The organism is Amycolatopsis sp. NPDC051903 (assembly GCF_044452505.1).
Classification (GTDB): Bacteria; Actinomycetota; Actinomycetes; order Mycobacteriales; family Pseudonocardiaceae; genus Amycolatopsis.
Genome location: NZ_JBITBT010000005.1, coordinates 419064 through 443078, shown reverse-complemented (window position 1 = coordinate 443078; position 24015 = coordinate 419064). Strand labels below are relative to the sequence as shown.

Here is a 24015-nt window from a genome sequence, read left to right as displayed (position 1 = left end):
CTGGTGGTTCGCCCGAAGAGGCGCGGTGTCACCAGCCGGGTACGCCGCGCCGGATCACGCGGCGGCGGGCGTTTTCGTGAGCTGGGCGAGCAGGCGCGTGCACCAGTCGAGCAGTTCCTGGTCGCGCAGCGTCGGGGCGCCCATGCGGCCGCCGGCCGGGCCTTCCGTCGGCTTGGGCACGGACACGGTGTTGGTCACGGCCTTGTACAACGCCTTGGGGTACAAGCGCTTCAGCCGCACCAGCTGCGAATCGGCCAGCGGCAGCGGCGCGAACCGGATGGTGTTGCCCTGCACCGCGACCTCCGTGACGCCCGCCGCGCGGCAGGTGTGGCGGAACGCCGCGACGCTGAGCAGGCGGTTGACGGGTGAGGGCGGTTCGCCGTAGCGGTCGACGAGTTCTTCGCGCACGGCCTCCAGACCGGCGGTGTCGGGCGCCGCGGCGATCTTGCGGTAGGCCTCCAGGCGCAGGCGCTCGCCTTCGACGTAGTCGTGGGGGATGTGGGCGTCGACGGGGAGGTCCACGCGGACTTCGGCGAGTTCTTCCTCTTCGGCGGGCTCGGCGCCGGCGTGGCGGCGGAAGGCGTCGACGGCTTCGCCGACGAGCCGCACGTACAGGTCGAAGCCGACGCCCGCGATGTGGCCGGACTGCTCCGCGCCGAGGATGTTGCCCGCGCCGCGGATCTCCAGGTCCTTCATGGCGACGGCCATGCCCGCGCCCAGTTCGGTGTTCTGGGCGATCGTCGCGAGCCGGTCGTGGGCGGTTTCCGTCAGCGGTGCTTCCGGCGGGTAGAGGAAGTAGGCGTAGCCGCGTTCGCGGCCCCGGCCGACGCGGCCGCGCAGCTGGTGGAGCTGGGCCAGGCCGAGCAGATCGCCGCGTTCGACGATGAGGGTGTTGGCGTTGGAGATGTCGAGGCCGGTTTCGACGATCGTGGTGCACACGAGCACGTCGTACTCGTTCTCCCAGAAGCCCTGGATGATCTTCTCGAGCTTGTCCTCGTTCATCTGGCCGTGCGCGGTCACCACGCGCGCCTCCGGCACCAGCTCGCGGATGCGCTTCGCGGCCTTCTCGATCGAGGAGACGCGGTTGTGAACGTAGAAGACCTGGCCGTCGCGCAGGAGCTCGCGGCGGATGGCGGCGCCGACCTGCTTGTCGTCGTAGCCGCCGACGTAGGTCAGGATCGGGTGCCGGTCTTCCGGCGGCGTGAGGATCGTGGACATCTCGCGGATGCCGGCGAGCGACATCTCCAGCGTGCGCGGGATGGGCGTGGCCGACATGGTGAGCACGTCGACGTGGGTGCGCAGCGCCTTGATGTGTTCCTTGTGCTCCACGCCGAAGCGCTGTTCCTCGTCGACGATCACGAGGCCGAGGTCCTTGTAGCGAATCCCGGTCTGCAGCAGGCGGTGGGTGCCGATGACGATGTCGACCTCACCGTCGGCGAGCTGTTGCATGATCGCGTCGGAGTCGGTTTTGTGGGTGAACCGCGAGAGGCCCTTGATGGTGACCGGGAACGACTGCATGCGCTCGGTGAACGTGTTGAGGTGCTGCTGCGCGAGCAGCGTGGTGGGCACGAGCACGGCGACCTGCTTGCCGTCCTGCACCGCCTTGAACGCCGCGCGCACGGCGATCTCGGTCTTGCCGTAGCCGACGTCGCCGCAGATCACGCGGTCCATGGGGACGCCGCGTTCCATGTCGGACTTGACCTCGTCGATGGCGGCGAGCTGGTCGTTGGTCTCGGTGAACGGGAACGCGTCTTCGAGCTCGCCCTGCCACGGCGTGTCCGGGCCGAACGGGTGGCCGGGCGCGGCCTGGCGGGCGGCGTAGAGCTGCACGAGCTCGGCGGCGATCTCCTTGACCGCGCGCTTGGCCTTGGCCTTGGTGTTCTTCCAGTCGGAGCCGCCGAGCTTGTTGAGCGTGGGCAGCTCGCCGCCGACGTAGCGGGAGATCTCGTCGAGCTGGTCGGTGGGCACGAACAGGCGGTCGCCGGGCTGGCCGCGCTTGGAGGAGGCGTATTCGAGCAGCAGGTACTCGCGCGTGGCGCCCGCGACGGTGCGCTGCACCATCTCGACGAACCGGCCGATGCCGTGCTGGGTGTGCACCACGTAGTCGCCCGCCCTGAGGGCGAGCGGGTCGACGGCGTTGCGCCGCCGCGAGGGCATCTTGGTGTTGAGGTCCTTTGTGGACGTTCCGGCGGTGGCGCCGCGGCCCGTCAGGTCGGCTTCCGAGAGCACGACCAGGGCGCGCTCAGGGGAGACGAACCCGTCGACGACGGCGCCGCAGGCGACCGTGACGACGCCGGCGGGCGGGACGTCGGCGAGGCCGTCGCCGGCCAGCGTGGCGGGCACTTCGGCGCTGGTGAGCTGCTCGACGGCGCGGCTGGCCGTGCCGTGCCCGGCGACGACGAGCACGCCGGTGCCGCCGGAGGCGACGTGGGCGCGCAGGTCGGTCATCGCGCGGTCGAATTCGCCGCGGTAGGCGGGGGCGGCTTCGACGCCGATCACGTAGACGTCGGGGTCTTCGGTGGTGAGCTGCGTGAGCGTCCACCACGGGCGCTTGGTGTCCTGGGCGTGCTCGGCGACCTCGGCGAGGTCGCGGTAGGCCGACGCGCCGAGGTCGATGGGTGCCTGTCCCCCGGCCGCGGCCGTGGTCCAGGAGGCTTCGAGGAACTCCTGGCCGGTGCGCACGAGGTCGGCGGCGCGGGCGCGGATCTTCTCCGGGTCGGCCAGCAGCACGTGGCTGCCGCGCGGCATGGCGTCGGTGAGCAGGGTGAGCTCGCCTTCGCACAGCACCGGGATGAGGGCTTCCATGCCCTCGACGGGGATGCCGTCGGCGAGCTTGGTGAGCATCTCGGCCAGGTGGGCGTCGGCTTCGTAGGTGACCGCCAGCTCGGCGGCCTTGGCCTTCACGCTCTCGGTGAGCAGCAGCTCCCGGCACGGCGGCGCGGTGACGCGCTGGATCTCGCCGGGCAGCGACCGCTGGTCGGAGACCGCGAACGCGCGGATCTCGCTGACCTCGTCACCCCAGAACTCGACGCGCACGGGGTGCTCGGCCGTCGGGCCGAACAGGTCGAGGATGCCGCCGCGCACGGCGAACTCGCCGCGCTTCTCGACCATGTCCACGCGCGTGTAAGCCAGCTCGACCAGGCGTTCCAGCAGGCCTTCGAAGCTCTGCTCCTCCCCGACGACCAGGTCGACGGGAGCCAGCGAACCCAGGCCGGGGGCCATCGGCTGGATGAGGCTGCGGACCGTCGAGACGACGACCTTGAGCTCGTCGTCGCCCGTGTGCAGCCGGTGCAGCACCTCCAGCCGCCGCCCGACGGTGTCCGCCCGCGGCGACAGGCGCTCGTGCGGCAGCGTCTCCCACGAGGGGAAGTCGACCACTCTGCCCCGGCCGAGCAGCGCCTCCAGCGCGGCCGTGAGCTCGTCGGCTTCGCGCCCCGTCGCGGTCACCGCGAGAACGGGCTTACCCGCACCTTTGCGGCTCTCGTCCTCCGCCAGGGCGGCGGCGACCAGCTGGCGCGCGGTGACGGGGCCCTGCAGCTCGAGCAACGGCGCACCGGCGCGCTCGACGACCCCGCGCAGGGCGGGGTCGGGAAGGATGGCGTGGAGGAGTCCGGACAGTGGAGCGTCGGTCACCGGTCCAGCCTACGTCCCGGAGGTCGTGGTGCGGGGGTGCCCCAGCCAGGTGGTGAGGGCGGCTCGCAGGTCCGCGTCGTCGATCTCGCCGACACACGCCCAGGCGACGTACCCATCAGGGCGGATGAAGGCGGCAAGTTCCTGGTCGGCGAAAGCGGCGGGCGTCTTCCGGACGACGGTGAGGCGGTCGTGCCACGGGGCGGCGTCCGTCCGGGCGTGGGTGTCGAGGAGGACGGCTCTGCCTTCGCGGAAGTGGGTCGCGAGGATGGTGCCGTCGGTGAACGGCAGGTCGGGGACGCGGCGGCCGACGAGCGGATGATCGCCCTCGCGGCCGTAGTGCTGCCAAGTGCCGCTGATCTTGGTGACGACGTGGGTGGCGCCGTCGGGGGTGTCGAGCAGGTCTTCGAGGACTTCTCTGAGTGAATCGGCTCGGGGGCCCCGGGCTTGGTTGAGGGCGGTCTGGGCCATGCTCCAGCGCTGGGCCCACGCGCCGATGGGATGGCGCTCCCGCGTGTAGGTGTCGAGGAGCGTTTCGGGCGCATTGCCGGTCGCGACGAGGGCGAGCTTCCAGCCGAGGTTCACGGCGTCACCGAGGCCGACGTTCAGCCCCTGCCCGCCGGCGGGTGAGTGGACGTGGGCGGCGTCGCCGGCGAGGAGGACGTGGCCCTTGCGGTAGGTGGTGGCCTGGCGGGTGGTGTCGCTGTAGCGGGTGGCTTGGTGGACCTTCGTGACGGTGATGTCCGTGCCGGTGGTGCGTCGCAGGCTGGCTTGGAGTTCTTGCTGCGTAACGGGTCCGTCGTCGTGGGGTGGGGTGAACTCGACGGTGTGGATGCGGGTGTGCCGGCCGGGGCCCCAGCCGCCGGCGGTGTAGGAGCCGTGCGCGGTGTGGTGCCAGCCGTCGGGGCTCAGCGGGCGGTCGAGGCCGACGATGGCTTGGCGGCCGTCCCGGTTGTGGCCGGTTCAGCCGGCCCGCCAACGACGCTGCTACGGCCTGCGCAGCCGAGCGTCACGGTCTCCTCCGCTGAGCCCGGTATTCCTGTCCGCGCTTGTCCGACTGCTTGTAGACGACGTCGGGTGCTTCCGGTGCCGGCCACACGGAGATCAGGTAGTCCTCGACGGGCTCCGAGACGTTGAGATGTGGCGCGATGTCGCGGCCGCGCGCGTGCACCCGCACCCGGTAGGAGCCGGGTCCCGCGTGGGCCAGTTCGGGGAAATCCGGAAGATGTTCCCCGGTGCCGTAGACGATCAGTTCCCCGTACTCCGAATCCACCGACACCTCGGCGACTTCGTCCCAGCCGTCGAGCTCTACCGAGTCCGGCTCGGTGTCGAGCGCCCGCGCGGTCACGGTGACCGAACCCGTGTGGATGCCGGTGAGGACAACCGCCCCATTGATGAAATCCGTCCCCACGAGACCATTGGCATAGGCAAGGCTTGGGAATGGCAAGTCCGCGCTCAAGTCTCTGACGGCGAAGTTCCCGTGACTCAGGAACAGGTCAGCGGTCTCGGTCCACACCAGCTCGTTCACGCGTTCCTACCGTACCCACCCATCGCTACCCCGTCCACGTTCTTGGCCGCCACCGCCCCGGGAGCCAGCACGCCAACACCGGACCCGAAGGCCGGACGGGCCCGCCGCACACGTGCCGGCGGGCCAGACCCGCAGGCTCGTGTGCGACGCGAGACGAGCCGTCCGCTCAACCGGCCCCCGTCACTGCTTCACCAACGTCCCCACGTTGATGTGCGGCCAATCGATGTCCAGGAAGTTCAGGATGATCGTCTGCGTGTACTGAAGCTGCAGGAACTCACCCAGCACCGGATCCGAGACCTTCTCGATCCAGAACACCGCCGTCATGCTCGTCGCGTTGGCGTTGGTGGTCACGAAGGGGATGTTCTGGATGCCGCCGGCCGAGCCGCCGATCACGTCCGTTGTGGACAGTGGCAGGACGACGGTTTCGGTGATCTGCTGGTTCTTGATCGCCTCGGTGAGGACGACGTTCGGGTTGGCGATGGCGCCCGCGGGGATGCCCGGGGGCAGCGGGGTGGTCGTGAAGGGCGCCAGGTACTGCGCGTTGGTGACGGGCTGGCCCGTGCTGTGGGTGATGGGCGTCGAGTCGGCGGGGTCGATGCGGGGGCCGCCCTGGACGGTCAGGGGTTGGCCCTGCGCGAGGAGGGCGTCGCCGTGGGGGATGGTGGCGAGGCGGGCCACGGTTTCCGGCGCGGCGGGCGCGGTGGTGGCCGGCACGTCGAGCCACTGGCCCGTCTCGAAGTGCAGGGCACCGCCCGTGACGGCGTCGCTGATCTGCTGCGTGTAGTGCACGCCGCGGAAGAAGATGTCGTCCTGGGCGGAGCCGCGGTTGGGGACCGGGGCGCCGATGGGCGCGAACTCCAGCGTCTCCTGCGTGGCGCTCAACTGCAGGAAAAACGGCTGGTTGTCGTGTTTGTCGGGGCGGGCGATGAGGTTGAAACCACGCCCCATCCACCGGCCGGGCAGCTCGCGCAGGGAGCGCAGCGTCGCCAGGTCGGCGGGGGCTCCGGCGCGGAACACGTGAGCGGTCATGACGGAACTTCCTTTCCGTGGCAACGGATCCCGCGTTCGGGGATCCGTTGCGGACACGGAACGGCGGCTCAGCCGGGTTCACGGGTTCACTCGTTCGGGCAAGGTCCGCGTCTGCCAGGGCAACCGGAAATGGCCGAACGGGCCGGAATCCGCGTGGTGCTCACCGGTTCCAGTCGGGGTCGCCGATCATGACCGCACTTCCTTTCCGTGTCGTCGGACTGATGCCGGTGACACGGATGGGCAGTGTTGATCGGTTCAAGTCAGCTGGGACACAACTTCGGCGACCCGCGGGAGCTGCTCCGCCACCGCCGACGGATCGATCGCGCCGATGCGGATGAGCACGTGGTCCGCGTCGGCGTACGCGCGCAACCCGGCGGCGACCACCGGTGCGGGGCCCGTCAGCATCGTCTGGATGCCACCGATGACGGACAGCGGACGCTGGTACGTACCTTGCGCGTAGTCCTCCAGCACGGCCCGGCCGCGGTCCGCGTCGTCGTCCACGTACACCGTCGCGAACAGCGCCGGCGTGAACTCGCGTACCGGACGAATCGCGGCCAGGCCCCGCGCGTAGTCGGCCGGGTCGGGTGGGTACGGGAGCCAGCCGTCGTACAGCTCGCCCGCGCGCCGCAGCGCCGACGGCGTCGCGCCCGCGAGCCAGATCGGCGGCCCACCCTCGCGCGCCGGCCGCGGGACGTCCGGCAGCCAGTCGTAGTGCAGCACCTTCCCGTGGAACGAGCGGGGGCTGCCGGTCCACAGCTCGCGCCACAGGCGGACGACGTCGTCGAGGTGCGAGAACCGCGTCTTGAACCGCACGCCCACCAGGTTGAACTCCGGCTCGCTGAAGCCGGGGAACCCGGCGCCGACACCCACCACGAGCCGGCCGCCGGAGATCAGGTCGAGGGACGTGAGGGTCAGCGCGGCCTGCACCGGGTGCCGGAACGCGGGCAGCAGCACGGCGGTGCCGACCGTCACGCGTTCGGTGGCCTGCGCGACGGCCGTGAGCAGGGTCAGTGGTTCGACGCGGGCGCGCACGAGCGAGTCGCCCGCCCACACCGAGTCGAAGCCGAGGCGTTCGGCCTCGCGGGCCAGGTCCACGAGCGCGGAGACGTCACGCAGCTGAGCCAGCCCAGCCGGCACGAGAAGTCCGAATTTCATGCCGACGAGCATTCGGCGCGCCGGGGTCTCGCGGCAATTCCCCGGGGGGAATGGCGCGGCCGCGCGGCTTCTGCTTGCCTGGCGACATGGACATGGCGTTCCCCGACGCGCTGCGCGACGCGCGGACCCGCCGCCGCCTGAGCCAGCTCGACCTGGCGACGCGGGCGGGCACCACGCAGCGGCACGTGAGCTTCCTGGAACGCGGCCGTTCGGCGCCCGGCCGCGGGATGGTCGTGCGCGTGGCCGAAGCGCTGGGCCTGCCGCTGCGCGAACGCAACGCCCTGCTGCTCACGGCGGGTTTCGCGCCGGGCTACGCGGAGACGCCGCTGGACGACCCCGCGCTCGCGCCGGTGCTCGAGTCGCTGCGCGCGCTGCTGGACGGGCACCGGCCCTACCCCGCGCTGATCGTCGACCGCTACGGCGTGCTGGTCGCCGCGAACGACGCGTTCGCCCTGTTAACCGAGGGGGTGGCGGCGGAACTGCTGCGCCCGCCCGTGAACGTCCTGCGGATGGCCCTGCACCCCGGCGGCATGGCCCCGCGCATCGCCAACTTCGCCGACTGGGCCCAGCACGTGCTGGAACGCCCCCGCCAGGGCCTGCCCGACCCCCGCCACCGCGAGCTGCTGGAAGAACTCACGTCCTACCTGCCGGAACCGTCGCCGCCTCCCGCGGACCACCTCGGCTTCGCGGTGCCGCTGCACCTCAAGACCTCGCTCGGCGACCTGCGGCTGATCACCGCCATCACCCGCTTCACGACGGCCGTGGACGTGACGATCGCGGAGCTGAGCCTGGAAACCTTCCTGCCGGCGGACGCGGAAACGGCCGCCCGGCTCAGACCGGCGTGACGCGCAGCAGTTTGTCGTCCGAGCCGTTGGACGTGGTCACGTAGAGGCTGCCGTCCGGGCCGGAGCGGACGGCGCGCAGGCGGCCGAAGTGCTCGTTGAACTCCGGCGGCAGCGTCACGTGCGTGACGTGGGCGGCGGCGTCGAGGTGGAGCAGCAGGAGTTTCTGCCCCTTCAACGCGACCACGGCGAGCGCGCCTTCGTTCGGCCCCCACCGCGGGCCGGTGAGGAACGCGTCGCCGGACGTGGCTTCCGTGATGTTCCCCGAAGTCCACAGTGGACGAACTGCGTCCGGGAACCGCTTCGTGTCCGTCATCGGCACACTCTCGTCGTACGAGGAATCCGTGCCGCCCTTGGACGGGTCCCAGCCGTAGTTGCCGCCGGGGCGGATGAGGTTCACCTCGTCGTCGAAGGTGGGGCCGTGTTCGGATGTGAGGACCTGGCCGGTGCCGGGGCGGACGGCGACGCCCTGGATGTTGCGGTGGCCGTAGGTGTAGATCCGCCGCTCGTTCGGGTCCGCGGAGGAGAAGAACGGGTTGTCCGGCAACGGTTCCCCGGTCTTCGCGTTGATGCGCAGCACCTTGCCGCCGAGGCTGTGGCGGTCCTGCGCGATGGTCGGGCGCGCGGTGTCGCCCGTGCCGACGAGCAGTGCGCCGTCCGGGGCGAGCGTCGGGCGGCAGCCGGAGTGACGGCCGCTGGGGTTCACGGGCAGGCCGGTCAGCAGGTTGCGCACCTTGGTGGCGCTCGCGCCGTCGGGCGCCAGCCGCCACGTGACGAGCCGGACGTCGACGGCCCGGTCGCCCTCCTGGTGCGTCTGGCACGTGGTGAATTCGCGCGACTTCGCGAAGTCCGCCGCGAGCACCAGGCCCATGAGCCCGCCTTCGCCCTGCACGAGGACGTCGGAGAAATCGGCGCGGACGTCGGACGTGCGGCCGGCGCGGATCAGCGCGAGCTTGCCCGGCCGCTGCGGCACGAGCAGCGAGCCGTCGGGCAGGAACCCGATGTCCCAGCCGTGCTCGAGCCCGCCCGCGACCGTCTCGACGCGGAACCCGCCCGTCGACGCCGAAGACGGCGCGCTGGTCAGCGGAGGCGACGACGAAGCCGCCCCCGAACACCCCGCGGCGACCGCCGCGACCACTGCCAGCAGCACGACTCCGGGCTTGCGCATACCGTCCAGCATGCCCGACAAATCCGGCGATCGCGGATCATTCGCCGGGCCGGACCAACCCGGACTCGTAGGCGAACACCACCGCGTGCACGCGATCGCGCAGGCGCAGCTTGCCGAGCACGCGCCCGACGTGCGTCTTCACGGTCGTCTCGCCGATGAAGAGCTTGCCCGCGATCTCGGCGTTCGACAGGCCGCGCGCGATCAGCCCGAGCACGTCCTTCTCGCGTTCGGTGAGGGTGTCCAGCTGCGGCTGCGCGGCCGGGCGCGCGGTCAGGTAGCGGTCGAGCAGCCGCCGCGTGACCGAGGGCGACACCATCGCGTCGCCGCGCAGGACACCGCGGATGGCGACCAGCATCTCGTCCGACGGCGCGTCCTTGACCAGGAAGCCGCTCGCGCCCGCGCGCAGGGCCGAGTAGGCGTACTCGTCGAGGTCGAACGTGGTGATCACCAGCACGCGCACGGCCGGCAGCTCGGCGCAGATCCGCCCGGTGGCGGCGACGCCGTCGAGCACCGGCATGCGCACGTCCATCAGCACCAGGTCGGGCCGCCGCGCGCGGGCGATCTCCACCGCGGCCGCGCCATCGCCCGCCTCGGCGACGACCTCCAGGTCCGGCTGGCTGTCGACGATCATGCGCAGCCCGACGCGCACCAGCTCCTGGTCGTCGCAGATCAGCACCGACGTCATCCGGTCTCCCCCGTCCGCAGCGTCGCCCGCACGCGGAACCCGCCGTCCGGCAGCGGGCCCGTTTCGAGCTTGCCGCGGTAGAGCTCCACGCGCTGCGCCATCCCGGCGAGCCCGCGGCCCGACGACGGCAACCCGGCCGCGACCGGCTGCCGGCCGCCGCTGTTCGTCACTTCGACGCGCACTTCGGCGCGGGTGAACTCCACTCGCACGCGGGCCGTGGCGTCGCCGGGCGCGTGCTTGAGCACGTTCGTGAGCGCTTCCTGCACGATCCGGTAGGCCTGCAGCGCCGCACCGGCGGGCAGGTCGGTGACGTCACCGGTCACTTCGAGCTCGACATCGCGGCCGGCCTGGTCGACGAGTGCCCGCAGCTGGTCAAGGGTCGGCTGCGGCGTGCGCGCGGGGTCACCGGCGTGCATGACCTCCAGCAGGCGGCGCAGCTCGGCCAGCGCGCCGCGACCGGTGCGGCCGATGGTGTCGAGCGTGCGGTCCACAGCCTCGGGATCGTGGTGGCGCGCGAGCTTCGCGCCTTCGGCGTTGAGGACGATCACGCTCATGCTGTGGGCCAGCACGTCGTGCAGCTCGCGGGCGATGCGCGTGCGCTCCTCGGCGACGGCCGCGCGCGCCCGCGCCTGCCGCTCCGATTCGGCGAGGTCCGCGTGCCGCCGTTCCTCTTCGGTGAGCTGCTCCTTGGCGTGGAAGAACTCGCCGAGCGCCCACGCCGCGACGTGCAGCGGCAGCACGCCGATGATCGTCAGGGTGGGGTTCTGCGTGGTGACGCCCCACGTGAAGCCCCACTCGAACTCCAGTACCAGCACGGCCGCCGCGACGGCGGCGCCGAAGCGCCGGTCACCCTTCTTGACCAGCGTGAACAGCACGACGGCCAGGGCCAGCTCGCTGCGGCCGCGGTCGTAGGCCCACACCTCGTCGGTGTAGACCGCGACCACACCGGCGACGATCAGCGCGGCCGTGGTCCGCGGGAAGCGGCGGCGCACCAGCAGCGGCAGCAGGAACACGAGCGGCACCAGCTGCAGCGACCAGGACTGCTTCGCCGCGATGTTCGGGCCGAGCAGCACGAAGACGGCGTACAGCGGCAGGTCCAGCGTCCAGCGCTGCCTGCGCACCCACATCACCAGTCGTCGCACGCCTCGACGCTAACGCGCGCCGGGCGCCCGCCGCGTCGTTCCGCGGTATGCCGCCGGTCCTCCGATGGAACGATCTCGACGGGCCGTTCGGCTGATCCGCGGCTACGAGGTGCGTCCCTAGCTTTGGAGACATGTCGATCACCACGGAATTCTTCCGCCACCCCATGCTCACGGGCGCGATCGCCGCGAGCTCGGGCTCGCTCGCCACCGCCATGACCCGAGATCTCGGGCTGGCCTCCGCCTCCTCCGTCGCGGAGCTCGGACCCGGCACGGGGGTGTTCACGGCGTCGATCGTGGCGGCCCTGCCGCGGTCGGCGGCGTTCGCGGCCGTCGAGATCAACCCGCGGCTGGCGGCTTCGCTGCGCCGCGCGTTCCCGTCGGTTTCGGTGGTGGAGGGTTCCGCGGAGACGCTGGGCTCGCTGCTCGCCGAGCCGTGTGACGTCGTGGTCTCCGGTCTGCCGTGGACGGCGATGCCGGCTCAACGGCAGGCGCACGTGCTGGATTCCGTCTGCGGCGCGCTGTCTTCACACGGCCGGTTCACGACGTTCGCCTACGCGCACACCGCGTGGACCCCGCCCGCGCGCCGGTTCGCGCGGCTGCTGCGGAGCCGGTTCTCCGTGGTCGAGCGCACGCGGGTGGTCTGGCGCAACCTGCCGCCGGCCCACGTCTACCGGGCCGCGCTGCCGGTCTGCCACCTCGGGGCTTCGCGTGACCAGTCTGCTGCAGCCGCTTCTTGACGCGCCCGCCCTCGTCGTCTACGTCTTGTGCGGGCTGATCATCGCCGCGGAAACGGCACTGCTGCCGGGAATCGTGCTGCCGACACTGTCCACTTTGCTCATGATGGGCTTCCTGGTGCAGCGCGGGACGCTGACGTGGTGGGTGGCGCTGGTGGTGTGCGTGTGCGCCGCGGTGCTGGGTGATCAGCTGGCGTACTGGGAGGGCCGCGCGCTGGGGCCGCGAGTGCGGTCTTCGCGGCTGGGACGGCGGATCGGCCCGGCGCGCTGGGACCGCGCGGAGGCCGTGGTGGCGCGGTACGGCGTCCCCGCCGTGGTGGCGGGGCGGTGCCTGGCGGGGGTGCGGACGCTGGTGCCGCGAATCGCCGGTTCGGCGGGGTTGCCGTACCGGCGGTTCGCGGCGGGCAGCGTCTGCGCGGCCGTGGTGTGGGCCGGGGTGGAGCTGTTCGCCGGCCAGGCGGCGGGGTGGGTGGCGCCGGTCTGACTCAGCTGCTGGTGAAGGCGCCGCCGTTGACGTGCAGGACCTGGCCGGTGATGTGGCCGGCCGCCGCACCGGCGAGGAACGTCACGGCTTCCGCGATGTCCTCCGGGCGGCCCTCGCGTTTGTTCATCGTGGTGGCCACCAGGCGTTCGCGGCGTTCTTCGGTGAGCTTGCCGTGGAAGAACTCCGTGTCGACGACCAGGCCGGGCGCCACGACGTTCGCCGTGATGCCGCGCGGGCCGACGATCCGCGCGAGATCCGCGTTCCACGCTTCCACCGCGGCTTTGGCCCAGCCGTAGGAACCGGCGCCGGTGTGGGCGGCGATCGAGCCGAGCGTGACGATGCGGCCGCCGTCGGCGATGCGGCCGCGCAAGGCGGCCGTGACGAGGGCGGCGGTGAAGACGTTGGCGCGGAAGTTCGCGGTCCACGCGGCCGCGAGCGTGGCCAGCTCCGTGCTGTCGCCGCGCAGGAAATCGGTGTTGCCGCCGGCGTTGTTGACCAGCACGTCGACGCGGCCGGGCAATTCGGGCAAGGCGGCTTCGACGGCCTCGTGGTCGGCCGCGTCGAACGCGACGGCGCGGGCGCCCAGCAGCGCCGCGGCCTCGGTGAGCACGCCCTCGCGCCGGCCGGTGATCGTCACTTTGTCGCCACTGCGGGCGAACGCCGCCGCGATGGCGTAACCGATTCCCGTGCCACCGCCCGTGACGAGTACTTCACGTGTCATTGGTAAAGGTCCTTTCCCCAGTCGAGCACACAGACCGTACCGGGACCGCGGGGGCGGCGCGCGCTCGTAGGATCGGATCATGACCCAGTTCGACCCCGGTTCGACGGCCCTGGTGCTCGTCGACTTCCAGGACCGCATCGTCGCACTGCCGACGACGCCCTTCACCGGCCCCGAGGTGGCCGCCAACGCCGTGCGCCTGCGCGACGCGTTTTCCGATTCCGGCACGCCGATCGTGATCATCCAGGTGCAGCGGCCGGGTTCGGAGGAGTCGCCGGTGATCCCCGAGCTCAAGCCGCGCGCCGGCGAGAAGCTCGTGATCAAGACCGCGATCGGCGGCTTCTACAACACGGACCTCCACGCGCACCTGCGCGACGCCGGCGTGCGCACCGTCGTGTTCGGCGGCATCGCCACGGAGTTCGGCGTGGAGTCGACGCTGCGCGCGGCCGCGGACCACGGCTACGACGTCGTCGCCGTTTCGGACGCCATGACGGGCTTGTCCGACATCGCGCACGAATCGTCGACCACGAAGATCTTCCCGCGCCTCGGCACGGTCCTCACGACCGCCGAAACCCTTGCGGCGCTGGGATGATCGACAAGATCGCGTGGCTGCACGTGGTCGACGGCCGCGTCCTCGCGGCCGTCTCCCGCGGCAAATCCACGTGGTACCTCCCAGGCGGCAAGCGCGAACCGGGCGAGACGGACACCGAGGCGCTCGTGCGCGAAATCGCGGAGGAGCTGTCGGTGTCCTTGGACCCGGCTTCGCTCTCACCGGCCGGGGTGTGGGAGGCGCAGGCGGACGGCAAGGCTTCGGGCACGACGGTGCGGATGACGTGCTACACCGCGTCCTACACCGGTTCACTCGCGGCGGCTGCTGAAATCGCGTCGTTCGACTGGCTCGGTTACGCCGACCGCGGGCGGGTATCCGCGGTGGTGCAACTGATCTTCGACGACCTCCACGCGCGGGGCGTGCTCAGCTGAGCTTCACCGCCATCGCCTGCGCCAGCGCCGTGAGCCCGCTCAACGGCCGCACCATGACCACGAACTCGTCGATCTCCCCCGCGGCGTTGGTGCGCAGGAAGTCACACCCCTCCACGTCGCGATCACCGACGCGCGCGGTGAAGACCACGGCGTGGCCGCGCTCGTCGGTGAACTCGCGCTCGTAACGGAAATCCTCGAACGTCGCCATCGCGGCCCGCAGGATCGCCTCGACGTTGTCCCGCCCTTCGTACGGCCGGTGCACCGCGGGACTCCTGAACACGACGTCCTCGGCCAACAACCGCACGGCGGCGTCGAGGTCACGGGCTTCGATGGCTTCTCGGAAGCTGGACATGGTGGTGATCTTCAGGCACCGCGGGGCCGGATGACAAGGGGCCGGATGACAAGGGCCCGGAAACCGCGGGCGACGAGCTAGGCCACCGTGACCAGACCGGATTCGTAAGCCACGATCACCAGCTGTGCGCGGTCGCGTGCGTGCAATTTGGCCAGCAGCCGGCCGATGTACGTCTTGACTGTCGCCGGCGAGAGGTGCAGCCGGGTGGCGAGCTCGGGGTTCGAGAGCCCGCGCGCGATCAGGGTCAGGACTTCGCGTTCGCGTGCGGTGAGCACGTCGAGCTCCGGGGCGGGCGGCCGGCGTTGCTCGGTGGTGCGGGCGAATTCGGCGATGAGCCGGCGAAGGACGGATGGGGCGAGCAGCGCCTCGCCCGTGGCGACGGTGCGGATCGCGGCGCACAGCTCGGCCGGGCGGGTGTCTTTGAGGAGGAACCCGGTGGCGCCGGCGCGCAGGGCGTCGAAGACGGGCCCGTCGAGGTCGAACATCGTCAGGATCAGCACGCGCACCTCGGGCGCGCGTTCGGCGAGCAGCCGGGTCGCCTCGATGCCGTCCATTTCGGGCATTCGCACGTCCATGAGCACGACGTCGGGCCGGGTGGCGTCGGCGACGCGCACGGCTTCGGCGCCGGTGGCGGCTTCCCCGACCACGGTCAGGTCGGGTTCGGTGTCCACGAGCAGCCGGAAGCTGCCGCGCAGCAGCGCCTGGTCGTCGGCGATGACGACGCGCACCGGATCAGGCACCGGCCGCCTCCACCGTGTACCGCAACGTCGCTTCGACGCGGAAACCCTTGCCCGGCAACGGTGCCGCGGTGAGCTCGCCCCCGTGCAGCGCGGCTCGTTCGGCCATGCCGACGAGGCCGTGGCCGTCGCGGGTGGTGCCGCGGGCCCGGGTGCCGTCGTCGGCGACCTCGAGCCGGACGACGCCCTCGCCGGCGCGCACGGTCACCCGGCAGCGGGCGGGGGCGGCGTGTTTGACCACGTTGGTGATCGCTTCCTGCACGATGCGGTGGACGGCCAGCGCGACCGGCGGCGGGAGTTCGCCGGCGCTGACGGCGAGGTCGACGTCGACGCCGGCGGCGTGCGCCCGCCGGGCCAGCCGCGGCAAGCCGGTCAGGCCCGGCGGGGCGGGGTCGCAGGCTTCGTCGCGCAGCACGTCGAGCAGCCGGCGCACGTCGGTGAGCGCTTCGCGGCTGGTTTCCTCGATGATCCGCAGCGCGTCGCGCGCTTCTTCCGGCCGGGAGTCCGCGACGTGGTTGGCGACCCCGGCCTTCACGGCGATCAGGCCCATGCCGTGGGTGAACACGTCGTGGAGTTCGCGGGCGATGCGGAGGCGCTCGTCGATGAGGACCTGGTGCTGCCGCTGCCGTTCGACGCGCGCCTCCTGTGCCCGGTGACCACGCACAGCCCGGCCGAGCGCCCACCCCGCGACCACGACCGGCACGCCGAGCGCGTACCACCCGGCGGCGAACGCGGCCACCGCCGCGACGGCCACCGATCCGCCGAGGCAGGCCCACGCGTTGTCGCGCGTGAGCGTGACGGTGTAGAGCACGAGAGCCGCACCCGCGAACGGATCCCACAACACCCCCAGGAACACCGCGCCCACCGAGATCACCAGGACGAACCCGAGCGCCGCGACGGGCCACCGGCGGCGGACCAGCACGGCCGCCGCGATCGCGAACGCCACGCCGAGCGTCGCTCCCAGCCGCCAGCCGTCCGCGCCGCGCAGCAGATTGCCGCCGACGGTGAGGTCGACCGCGATCAGCACCGCGGCGAGCAGCGCATCGGTGCCGCGATCGCGCCAACGGTGCTCGGTCATCCCGGCACAGTATCCGTAACTCGGGCGCCGCACGTCAGACTCCGGTCGTCAGCCCCAGGGCTGACGCCGTGCCGGGGAATTGTCCTCCCCCGGCCGATCCGCCGTGGCCCGATCGCCGCCAGAGTTCGCGGCATGACTCATCGCTGCCTCGAACGCCGGATCGGCGGGCCCGCGCTGATCGCCGGCCCTCTCCTGGTGCTGACCGGGATGGTGTTGCGCGTGCCGTTCCCGTTCTTCTTCCCCGACCAGCTCACCGCCGCCGTCGAGCACCCGGGCCTGCTCACCGCCGCGTACACCTGCGTGCTCGCCGGCACCGTCCTGCTCTGGCCCGCCGTGCTCACGCTCGTCGCGCGGATCGCGGTTGGGCGACCGGGCTGGGCGGCCTGGGGCGGCGCGCTCGTCGTGACCGGACTCTTCGAACGCACCTTCCACGCGGGGTTCGACCAGGCCGCGCTGGACCTGGCGCGGCGCCGCGGAGCCGGGTTCGCGACGGCCTTCGTCGGCGAGGCCTACGGCGACCTGCACCTGTTCAGCTTCCTGTCCTTCACCGTCGTGTTCGGCTGGCTCGTGCTGGCGATCGGCGCGTGGCGCGCCGGCGCGTTGGGCAGGGTGCAGTGCGTGGCGCTGGCGCTCGCAGCCGGCATGCCGCTGGGCGTGCTCAAGGGGACGACCGTGGTGTCCCTGCTCGGTGCCGCCGGGTTGTGCGTCGCGCTCGTGCCGTTCGGCGTCAAGCTCGTGTTCTCCGGCCCGCGTCCGGCCGGCCGAACGCTCACGCTGGCAGCCGCGACCGTGCCCGCCCTGGGTCTACTGGCCTACGTGAGCACCCTCGGCTGACCCGGCCGTCAACCCAGCAGCCGCGGCTTGTGTTCCAAGTGGGAAAGCCCGTTCCAAGCCAGGTTCACCAAATGCGCAGCCACCTCGTCGCGCTTCGGTTTCCGCGCGTCCAGCCACCACTGGCCCGTCAAGGCGACCATCCCGACGAGCGCCTGGGCGTACAGGGCGGACAGCTTCTCCTCGTACCCGCGCGCCGCGAACTGCTGGGCGAGGATGTGTTCGACCTGGCCGGCGATGTCGTTGAGCACGGTGGAGAACGTGCCGGTCGAGCTGGCGACCGGGGAGTCACGCACGAGGATGCGGAAGCCGTCGTGGGAGTCCTCCACGTAGCTGAGCAGGGCGATCGCCGCTTGTTCCAGCATGACGCGGGGGTGGCCGCCGTGGAGGGTGTTGACCATGCGGTCCAGCAGGAGCTGCGTTTCGCGGTCCACGACGACCGCGTAGATGCCCTCTTTGCCCCCGAAGTGCTCGTACACGACCGGCTTCGACACGTTGGCGCGGGCGGCGATCTCTTCGACCGATGTGCCGTCGAAGCCCTTCTCCGCGAACAGCGCCCGCGCGACGGCGAGCAGCTGCTGCCGCCGCTCGCTGCCCGTCATGCGGACGCGGGGCACCGGCGTGGCCGGCCGCGCGCCGGTCACCGCTGCTTCGCGCTTCGCTCGCCGTCTCCCCGCCATGCGCAGCAGGGTAGCGGCAGGTCAGGCGTTGTCGAACGCGGTGTCCCGCGCGGGGGCCTCCCACGCGGCCAGGTCCGCCCGCACCTGGTCGAGGTGCGCGCCGATGGCGTCGACGGCATCCGCGCCCAGCGCGAGGCGCAGCGGGGTGTCCGGAGCGTCGAGCGCGGCGAGGATCGCGGCGGCGGCCTTCGCGGGGTCGCCCGCCTGCGTACCGTCGGCGTCGACCACCAGCCGGCGGGTGGGGCCGACCGAATCGGCGTAGTCCGCGATCTCGTCGCTGCGGCTCGTGCTGCCCCACAGCCCGGTGCGGAACGCGCCGGGCTCCACGATCAGCACCTTGATCCCGAGGCGGTTCACCTCGTCGGCGAGTCCTTCCGAAAGCCCTTCCAGCGCGAACTTCGTGCCGCTGTAGGCCGAGAAACCCGCGAACGAGAGCTGCCCGCCCATGCTGCTCATCTGCACGAGCGCGCCCGAACGCCGGGCCCGCATGTGCGGGAGCACGGCGCGCACGAGCGCCGCGGGACCGAAGACGTGCACGTCGAACAGCGACCGCAGTTCTTCGTCGGTGGTCTCTTCGAAGGCGCCGACGTGGCTGCGGCCCGCGTTGTTCACCAGCACGTCGATCCGGCCGTGCCGCGCGATCACCGAAGCGACGGTGGCCTCGACCGCCGCGAGGTCCGTGACGTCCAGTGCCACCGCCTCGACCTGGTCCGGGTGCGCGGCGACGACGTCGGCGAGCGTCTCGGGGCGCCGCGCCGCCGCGACCACGACGTCGCCGTCGGCCACCGCCGCGTCGGTGATCGCGCGGCCGAAGCCGCTGTTCGCCCCGGTGACCAGCCAAACCTTGTTCATGTCCGTTCCCTTCGTCGGAACCGACTCTGCTGGTAAAGCGCTCGCCCGTCCAAGACCTGCTGTGATAACCATTGGTTGTGGACGTGCACAGCCGCGACCTGCGGTACTTCGCCGCGGCCGCCGAGGAGCTCCACTTCACGCGCGCGGCCGAGCGGCTGTACGTCTCGCAGCCCGCGCTGAGCAAGCAGATCCGCATGCTCGAACGACAACTCGGCGCGGCCTTGTTCGAGCGCGACCGCCGTACGGTCCGGTTGACGCCCGTCGGCGAGGCGCTGCTGCCGCACGCGCGCCGGGTGCTGGCGGAGTGGGACGCGGCGCACGAAGCGGTCGTGCGCGCCAAGGCCGAACAGCGCGAGACGCTCGTCGTCGGGATGAGCACGAGTCCGGGCCGGGGCGGGCTGCTGCCCGGCGTCCGGTCGAGGTTCACCGGCGAGCACCCGCACGCCCGGATCACGCTGCGGCAGATCGGCTGGCACGACTCCACCGCCGGGCTCGCGGACGGCTCCACCGACGTCGCCTTCGTGTGGCTGCCCGTGCCCGGCGCCGAGCGTTACGACTGGGTCGTGGTCGCCGAAGAACCGCGGCTGGTCGCCCTGCCCGCCGGGCACCGGCTCGCGGGTCAGTCCACTGTGGACTTCGCCGAGCTGCTCGACGAGCCGTTCCTCGCGCTGCCCGAGAGCGCGGGCCCGCTGCGGGACTACTGGCTGGCGCCGGAAGCGCGCGCCGGCCGGGCGCCGGTGATCGGCGCCGAGATCACCAGTGCCGACGAAACCTACGAAGCCCTCGTCGACGGCCGCGGCGTCTGCCTCATCGCCGCCGGCAACGCACCCCTGCTGACCCGCGGCGACGTTGTCGCGCTGCCGGTGCGCGGCGTGTCACCCAGCCGGTTCGCCCTGGCCTGGCGCAAGGACGACGACCGGCCGCTCGTCCACGCCTACGCCCGCGCGGCCCGGCTCGCGGCGCAAGGCGTCACGCCACCGGAGTGAGCACGGTGCGGTCGAACGGCCCACCGTGCGCGGCGGCGTGGGCGACGGCCTCGTTCACCTGCGCCAGCCCGAACCGCGTGATCCGCTCCGGCGCCAGATCCAGCGCGCCCGAGGCGAGGAGCCGGATCAAGCCGACGTTCGCCTCGCGCGGGTACATCCACTGCCCGCGGACGGTGACCGAGTTGCGCATCAACCACGGGTACGGCAGCGCGAGGTCCGGATCACCCAGCATGCCGACACCACCCATCAGCACGACGCGGCCGCGTTCCCGCACGGTCAGCGCCGCCGCGCGCGCCGCCGAAGCAGGAGCCCGCGGCGGCAGCAGGTCGAGGACGAGGTCGACGGGGTCGAGATCAGCGAGGTCGTCGAGGCCGACCGGCCGCACGCGCGCGCCGAACCGATCCGCGAGCAGGTCGAGCGCCGCCCGGTTGCGGCCCGCCGCCACGACGCGCCCGGCGCCCATCGCGAGCGCCACCGCCACCGCGCAACTGCCCAGGTTGCCGGTCGCGCCGCTGACGAGCACGGTCTCCCCGGCGGCAAGGCCGCCCGCGAGCAGGCCGCCGTACGGGATCACGTGCACGCCCAGCGCTGCCCACCGCACGGGATCCGCCCCGGCGGGCAGCGGGTGCACGTTCTCCGTCGGCACGCGCATGAGCTCGGCGAACGGGCCGTCGTGGAAGTACCGGGACAGCCGCGCCCCGCCTTCGCCCCGGGAGCTCCAGCCCTGCAGCGTGATGTCGGGCGTGAGGGCGTCGTCGCGGGCGCGGACCGTCGAATCGCACCAGACGAGGTCGCCGGGGCGCAGCTTGGTCGCGTCCGCGCCCACCACCACGACCCGCCCGACACCGCCGACGCCCGGCACGACCGGGGGCTCGAGCGGGTACTTCCGCTCGCCGCTGAACACTTCGGCCGCGTACGGGGCCACCACCGTCGCGAGGACTTCGACCAGCACGTCGCCCCCGCCCGGCTCGGGATCGGGCACCTCGCCCACGGTGAGCGGGGATCCGAAAGCGGTGAGGGTGGCTGCGCGCACGGGAAAGCCTTTCTGCTTCGACTTTCCCCGACGCTAAGGCCGCGAAAACCGCGCGGGAAGCGAAGATCAGTCAACCCGGGCATGCGCGATCAGCATGGACAGCGCACTGGTGAACTGCTTCTTCCGCAGCTTGCTCGAAACGGGCTCCGCCGGACGCGACCGGCGTCAGCGTGCTCAACGCGAGCGGACCGGGCTCGGGTCAGCGCGTGGCGCACCGGCGCGGCCACCGGGGCCGAACACCGGCGGCCGGCCCGAGCGGTGAACAAACCCCTGAAACGGCAAGCGGACCACCGTGCACCACGGTGGTCCGCCAGAAACCGGAAAACTACTCGGCCGCGATGCGGGCCAGGCGCTGCGGCGTCGGCCAGCGGACGTCGTGCACCCAGCCGAACTTTTCGAACATCCAGATCAGCCGTGCGGACATGTCGATCTGGCCGCGCTTCACGCCGTGGCGGGCGGACGTCGGGTCGGCGTGGTGGAGGTTGTGCCAGGACTCGCCGAAGGAGAAGATCGCGAGCGGCCAGAAGTTGGCCGAGCGGTCACGCGCGGTGAACGGGCGCTCGCCGATCATGTGGCAGATCGAGTTGACCGACCAGGTCACGTGGTGCAGCACGCAGATGCGCACGAGACCGGCCCAGAAGAACGCGGTCAGCGCGCCCCAGAACGACCACGTGATGAGGCCGCCGAGCAGGGCCGGCAGGGCCAGCGACACGAGGGACCACAGCCAGAACAGGTCGTCGACCTTCCGGATCGCCTTGTCCTTCACCAGGTCGGGCGCGAAGCGGGCCTGGTTGCTCGTGTCGCGCTCGAACAGCCAGCCCATGTGGGCGTGCCAGAAGCCCTTGGCGATGGCCGCCGGCGAGGTGCCGAACAGCCACGGCGAGTGCGGGTCGCCGTCGCGGTCGGAGAACGCGTGGTGGCGCCGGTGGTCGGCGACCCACGTGATGACCGGGCCCTGCAGGGCGATGCTGCCCGCGATGGCCATCACGACGCGCAGCCAGCGCTTGGCCTTGAACGAACCGTGGGTGAAGTACCGGTGGTAGGCGACGGTGATGCCGAGCCCGCTGATGCCGTAGAAAACGACGAACAGCGCGACGTCGACCCAGGTCAGGCCCCAGCCCCACGCGAACGGCACGGCGACCAGCAGGGCCACCAGTGGCGCGAGCACTCCGAAGTACACCGAGACCTGCACTCCGATGCCCCGCTTGCCGTCGAGGATCGGCTTGGGGCCCTTCGGGGCCGGTGGCTCTCCAGCGGGCTGGGAACGGTCGAGGGTGGCCGTCATACAGTTCACTTCTTCCTACGAGCCCTTGCGAAGGGTGACCTAACCTACGATGCCGTAAGTTACGGTACAGGAGGTTTCGAGCCCTGGGGAGGCCCGAAATGCCCGGTTCCCGTCACACGTGGTCCGAACCGTGGGTACCCGGCGCGCGGGCGCCTCACCCTCCCGCCACCGCTGTCGCCGATCATCGCTATCCTGACCAGGATCGATCCGCCGTAGTGTAATCGGCAGCACTTCAGATTTTGGTTCTGACAGTTCAGGTTCGAATCCTGGCGGCGGAGCAGGCGTATGACCGGACCCGAGGCGATGGGGGTGTGGGGCGGCTGAGCGACGAAGCGATCGACTCCGGGGGCGTCAAGCGACCGACTCTCGTCGAGATGTCGGACGCCTGGCTGGTCGGCCGCGCGCGGGAACTCATCGCCGCCGTCCAGCGGCAGGAGTTCGACAAACAACTCGAGATCGTCGCGATCATGGACGAGCTGCTCGACGAAACCCTGCGCCGCGGCGAACCGACGCTGGTGGCGCAACTGCTGCGCGCGTCGGCGTTCGCGCGGCTGGTCACGCGCGGGCTGGCGGCCGAAGCGGAACCGCGGCTCGACGAGATGCTCGCCCACACCCGCCGCCACGGTCTGTCACTGCTGCGCGCCGACGCGCACGCGCTGCGCGGGCGCCGGCTCGTGCTGGCCGCGCAGGAGGACGCCGCGCTCACCGAGATCGCCCGCGCCCTCGCGATCCTCGACGACTCCACGATCCCCGACCGCCAGGTCGGCGTGCGCAATTGGAACCGCATGCAGTCGATGGCGCTCATCGACTGCTGGATCGTGCTCAACCAGCTCGGCGTGTACGAAGCCGCCGAAGAGGTCATCGGCCGCGCGCACCAGGCGATCCGCGAGAGCGCGAGCCCGCACGAGATCACGCTGCAGCTGATGAACCGCGTGAAAATGCTGCTGGGCTGGGGCCTGCGGCTCGAACGCATCGAGCAGTACGACGAGGCGGCCGAGAAGTTCCGCACCGCCGCGTCCATGGCAGTGGCGGCCGAAGGGCCGTTCGCCGAATCGCTGTTCCCGCGCAAGGCCGGCGTCGCCGCTGTCGACCAGGTCGGGGTGCTCGCCGCCGCGCTCGCGCTGCACAACCCGGCCGCCGAGCACGTGGACCGGCTGTGGCAGATGCGCCAGGGCCACCACTTCCCGCACGAGCAGGAGATCGTCGCCATCGCGCTCGCGCGCTGCCTGGACCGCGCCGGCCGCCGCGACGAGGCGCTCGAGGTGCTGCGCGACACGCGCGAAGCGATGTCGAAGGACCTGTCGCAGCCGTCGATGCGGCTCAACATCGCGCGGGAGCTCGCGCGCCTGGACACCACACCGGACTACGCGTCGGGCGCGAGCCAGTCGCTGATCGACTACGCGACCACGCTGGAAGCCGAGATGTGGACGCTGCGCGAATCGCAGATCGCCACGCTCAACGCGCGCCGCGAGCACGAACGGCTCTCGGCCGAACACGGCGCGATCACCCAGCAGGCGCTTCAGGACCCGCTCACCGGGCTGCCGAACCGCCGCGCGCTGGACGAACGCCTGCGCTCGCTCGCGTCGTCGGCCGACGCGCAGCCGCTCGCCGTCGGGCTCGTGGACCTCGACGGCTTCAAGGGCGTGAACGACAAGCAGTCGCACGCCGAAGGCGACAACGTGCTGCGCGTTGTCGCGAGCACGCTGCGTGACGCGTTGCGCGGCGACGACGTCGTGGCCCGCTACGGCGGTGACGAGTTCATCGTCCTGCTGCCGGGAGCGCCCGCGTCGGCCGCGAAGATGGCGCTCGGCCGCGCGGTGAAGTCGGTGGCCGAGCTGCCGCACCACCTGTCGCACGGCGTCACCCTGTCCATCGGATTGGTGTCGCTGCGGCCGCAGGAGCGGGCCGAGCAGGTGCTCGCGCGCGCGGATGCGGCGATGTACGAAGCGAAACGCGGGGGCGGCAACCAGGTCGCCTCGGCCAATTCGATGGCGGGCGACGCCGGTGCGAGCTGGCCTGCGGAAAGCGTCCACGCCGACCCCTCGTGGGGCGTCGAGGAGCCGACGTAGGATCGTTGCCCGACGG

The 24015-nt window shown here is 71.7% G+C and carries 24 protein-coding genes and 1 tRNA gene; 9 read left to right on the top strand and 16 right to left on the bottom strand.

Annotated elements, in window-relative coordinates:
- Positions 1 to 54: 54 nt before the first annotated feature.
- The 5 genes from mfd to ACIA77_RS16050 all read right to left on the bottom strand — a co-directional run bounded on the left by mfd (position 55) and on the right by ACIA77_RS16050 (position 7342).
- Complete coding sequence (gene mfd / locus ACIA77_RS16070; protein ID WP_395886679.1) at positions 55 to 3618, bottom strand: transcription-repair coupling factor; 3564 nt, start codon at positions 3616 to 3618, stop codon at positions 55 to 57.
- 24 nt (positions 3619 to 3642) lie between these two features.
- Positions 3643 to 4542, bottom strand: coding sequence for an FAD-dependent monooxygenase (locus tag ACIA77_RS16065; protein ID WP_395886678.1), 900 nt, complete (start codon positions 4540 to 4542; stop codon positions 3643 to 3645).
- A 97-nt stretch (positions 4543 to 4639) separates the two neighbouring features.
- On the bottom strand, positions 4640 to 5158 hold the full coding sequence (locus tag ACIA77_RS16060) for a hypothetical protein (protein ID WP_395886619.1): 519 nt from the start codon (positions 5156 to 5158) through the stop codon (positions 4640 to 4642).
- 180 nt (positions 5159 to 5338) lie between these two features.
- Positions 5339 to 6187, bottom strand: a complete 849-nt coding sequence (locus ACIA77_RS16055) for a heme-binding protein (RefSeq protein ID WP_395886618.1) — start codon at positions 6185 to 6187, stop codon at positions 5339 to 5341.
- A 255-nt stretch (positions 6188 to 6442) separates the two neighbouring features.
- Positions 6443 to 7342, bottom strand: a complete 900-nt coding sequence (locus ACIA77_RS16050; protein WP_395886617.1) for an LLM class flavin-dependent oxidoreductase — start codon at positions 7340 to 7342, stop codon at positions 6443 to 6445.
- Between the two features lie 92 nt (positions 7343 to 7434).
- On the opposite strand from ACIA77_RS16050, the gene ACIA77_RS16045 reads away from it, so the two are divergent.
- Complete coding sequence (locus tag ACIA77_RS16045; protein WP_395886677.1) at positions 7435 to 8187, top strand: helix-turn-helix domain-containing protein; 753 nt, start codon at positions 7435 to 7437, stop codon at positions 8185 to 8187.
- Here ACIA77_RS16045 and ACIA77_RS16040 read toward each other — a convergent pair.
- The 3 genes from ACIA77_RS16040 to ACIA77_RS16030 are packed head-to-tail and all read right to left on the bottom strand — an operon-like array spanning position 8174 to position 11164.
- Positions 8174 to 9352, bottom strand: coding sequence for a PQQ-dependent sugar dehydrogenase (locus ACIA77_RS16040; protein ID WP_395886616.1), 1179 nt, complete (start codon positions 9350 to 9352; stop codon positions 8174 to 8176). The two genes, ACIA77_RS16045 and ACIA77_RS16040, sit on opposite strands and share 14 nt — an antisense overlap.
- Positions 9353 to 9389: 37 nt before the next feature.
- Positions 9390 to 10037: a response regulator gene (locus ACIA77_RS16035; RefSeq protein ID WP_395886615.1), complete on the bottom strand. Its 648-nt coding sequence runs from the start codon at positions 10035 to 10037 to the stop codon at positions 9390 to 9392.
- Positions 10034 to 11164 (bottom strand): sensor histidine kinase, encoded by a 1131-nt coding sequence (locus tag ACIA77_RS16030; RefSeq protein WP_395886676.1) that lies wholly within the window; start codon positions 11162 to 11164, stop codon positions 10034 to 10036. Before ACIA77_RS16030 ends, ACIA77_RS16035 begins: the two co-directional genes overlap by 4 nt.
- Before the next feature lie 146 nt (positions 11165 to 11310).
- On the opposite strand from ACIA77_RS16030, the gene ACIA77_RS16025 reads away from it, so the two are divergent.
- Together ACIA77_RS16025 and ACIA77_RS16020 are read left to right on the top strand one after the other, a co-directional pair.
- On the top strand, positions 11311 to 11916 hold the full coding sequence (locus tag ACIA77_RS16025; protein WP_395886614.1) for a class I SAM-dependent methyltransferase: 606 nt from the start codon (positions 11311 to 11313) through the stop codon (positions 11914 to 11916).
- Positions 11888 to 12397 (top strand): DedA family protein, encoded by a 510-nt coding sequence (locus ACIA77_RS16020; RefSeq protein WP_395886613.1) that lies wholly within the window; start codon positions 11888 to 11890, stop codon positions 12395 to 12397. Before ACIA77_RS16025 ends, ACIA77_RS16020 begins: the two co-directional genes overlap by 29 nt.
- A gap of 1 nt (position 12398) precedes the next feature.
- Here the strand turns inward: ACIA77_RS16020 and ACIA77_RS16015 are convergent, their stop codons facing one another.
- The gene (locus ACIA77_RS16015) at positions 12399 to 13118 is read right to left on the bottom strand and encodes an SDR family NAD(P)-dependent oxidoreductase (RefSeq protein ID WP_395886612.1); all 720 of its coding nucleotides are present in this window, start codon (positions 13116 to 13118) and stop codon (positions 12399 to 12401) included.
- A gap of 79 nt (positions 13119 to 13197) precedes the next feature.
- Here ACIA77_RS16015 and ACIA77_RS16010 point away from each other — a divergent pair, with 79 nt between their 5' ends.
- Both ACIA77_RS16010 and ACIA77_RS16005 read left to right on the top strand, forming a co-directional pair.
- Positions 13198 to 13707, top strand: coding sequence for an isochorismatase family protein (locus tag ACIA77_RS16010; protein ID WP_395886611.1), 510 nt, complete (start codon positions 13198 to 13200; stop codon positions 13705 to 13707).
- Positions 13704 to 14096 (top strand): NUDIX domain-containing protein, encoded by a 393-nt coding sequence (locus tag ACIA77_RS16005; protein WP_395886610.1) that lies wholly within the window; start codon positions 13704 to 13706, stop codon positions 14094 to 14096. The genes ACIA77_RS16010 and ACIA77_RS16005 overlap by 4 nt, the downstream gene beginning before the upstream one ends.
- Here ACIA77_RS16005 and ACIA77_RS16000 read toward each other — a convergent pair.
- The 3 genes from ACIA77_RS16000 to ACIA77_RS15990 all read right to left on the bottom strand — a co-directional run bounded on the left by ACIA77_RS16000 (position 14089) and on the right by ACIA77_RS15990 (position 16263).
- Positions 14089 to 14448, bottom strand: a complete 360-nt coding sequence (locus tag ACIA77_RS16000) for a nuclear transport factor 2 family protein (protein WP_395886609.1) — start codon at positions 14446 to 14448, stop codon at positions 14089 to 14091. The two genes, ACIA77_RS16005 and ACIA77_RS16000, sit on opposite strands and share 8 nt — an antisense overlap.
- Positions 14449 to 14525: 77 nt before the next feature.
- On the bottom strand, positions 14526 to 15188 hold the full coding sequence (locus ACIA77_RS15995) for a response regulator (protein ID WP_395886608.1): 663 nt from the start codon (positions 15186 to 15188) through the stop codon (positions 14526 to 14528).
- Positions 15181 to 16263, bottom strand: coding sequence for a sensor histidine kinase (locus ACIA77_RS15990; RefSeq protein ID WP_395886607.1), 1083 nt, complete (start codon positions 16261 to 16263; stop codon positions 15181 to 15183). The genes ACIA77_RS15995 and ACIA77_RS15990 overlap by 8 nt, the downstream gene beginning before the upstream one ends.
- A 132-nt stretch (positions 16264 to 16395) precedes the next feature.
- On the opposite strand from ACIA77_RS15990, the gene ACIA77_RS15985 reads away from it, so the two are divergent.
- Entirely contained in the window at positions 16396 to 17097 is a 702-nt protein-coding gene (locus tag ACIA77_RS15985) for a hypothetical protein (RefSeq protein ID WP_395886606.1), read from the top strand.
- 8 nt (positions 17098 to 17105) lie between these two features.
- On the opposite strand, the gene ACIA77_RS15980 is transcribed toward ACIA77_RS15985, so the two are convergent.
- Positions 17106 to 17696, bottom strand: coding sequence for a TetR/AcrR family transcriptional regulator (locus ACIA77_RS15980; protein ID WP_204096834.1), 591 nt, complete (start codon positions 17694 to 17696; stop codon positions 17106 to 17108).
- Between the two features lie 99 nt (positions 17697 to 17795).
- The gene (locus ACIA77_RS15975) at positions 17796 to 18626 is read right to left on the bottom strand and encodes an oxidoreductase (RefSeq protein WP_395886605.1); all 831 of its coding nucleotides are present in this window, start codon (positions 18624 to 18626) and stop codon (positions 17796 to 17798) included.
- 77 nt (positions 18627 to 18703) lie between these two features.
- On the opposite strand from ACIA77_RS15975, the gene ACIA77_RS15970 reads away from it, so the two are divergent.
- Positions 18704 to 19612 (top strand): LysR family transcriptional regulator, encoded by a 909-nt coding sequence (locus tag ACIA77_RS15970; protein ID WP_395886604.1) that lies wholly within the window; start codon positions 18704 to 18706, stop codon positions 19610 to 19612.
- Here the strand turns inward: ACIA77_RS15970 and ACIA77_RS15965 are convergent.
- A complete protein-coding gene (locus ACIA77_RS15965) occupies positions 19596 to 20645 on the bottom strand; it encodes an alcohol dehydrogenase catalytic domain-containing protein (protein WP_395886603.1) in 1050 nt (349 codons plus the stop codon). The genes ACIA77_RS15970 and ACIA77_RS15965 overlap by 17 nt on opposite strands.
- Positions 20646 to 20970: 325 nt before the next feature.
- Complete coding sequence (locus tag ACIA77_RS15960) at positions 20971 to 21930, bottom strand: acyl-CoA desaturase (RefSeq protein WP_395886602.1); 960 nt, start codon at positions 21928 to 21930, stop codon at positions 20971 to 20973.
- A gap of 206 nt (positions 21931 to 22136) precedes the next feature.
- Here ACIA77_RS15960 and ACIA77_RS15955 point away from each other — a divergent pair.
- Together ACIA77_RS15955 and ACIA77_RS15950 are read left to right on the top strand one after the other, a co-directional pair.
- A tRNA-Gln gene (locus tag ACIA77_RS15955) sits at positions 22137 to 22208 on the top strand.
- A 96-nt stretch (positions 22209 to 22304) separates the two neighbouring features.
- Positions 22305 to 23999, top strand: a complete 1695-nt coding sequence (locus tag ACIA77_RS15950) for a diguanylate cyclase domain-containing protein (RefSeq protein ID WP_395886601.1) — start codon at positions 22305 to 22307, stop codon at positions 23997 to 23999.
- The last annotated feature ends 16 nt before the right edge of the window (positions 24000 to 24015 follow it).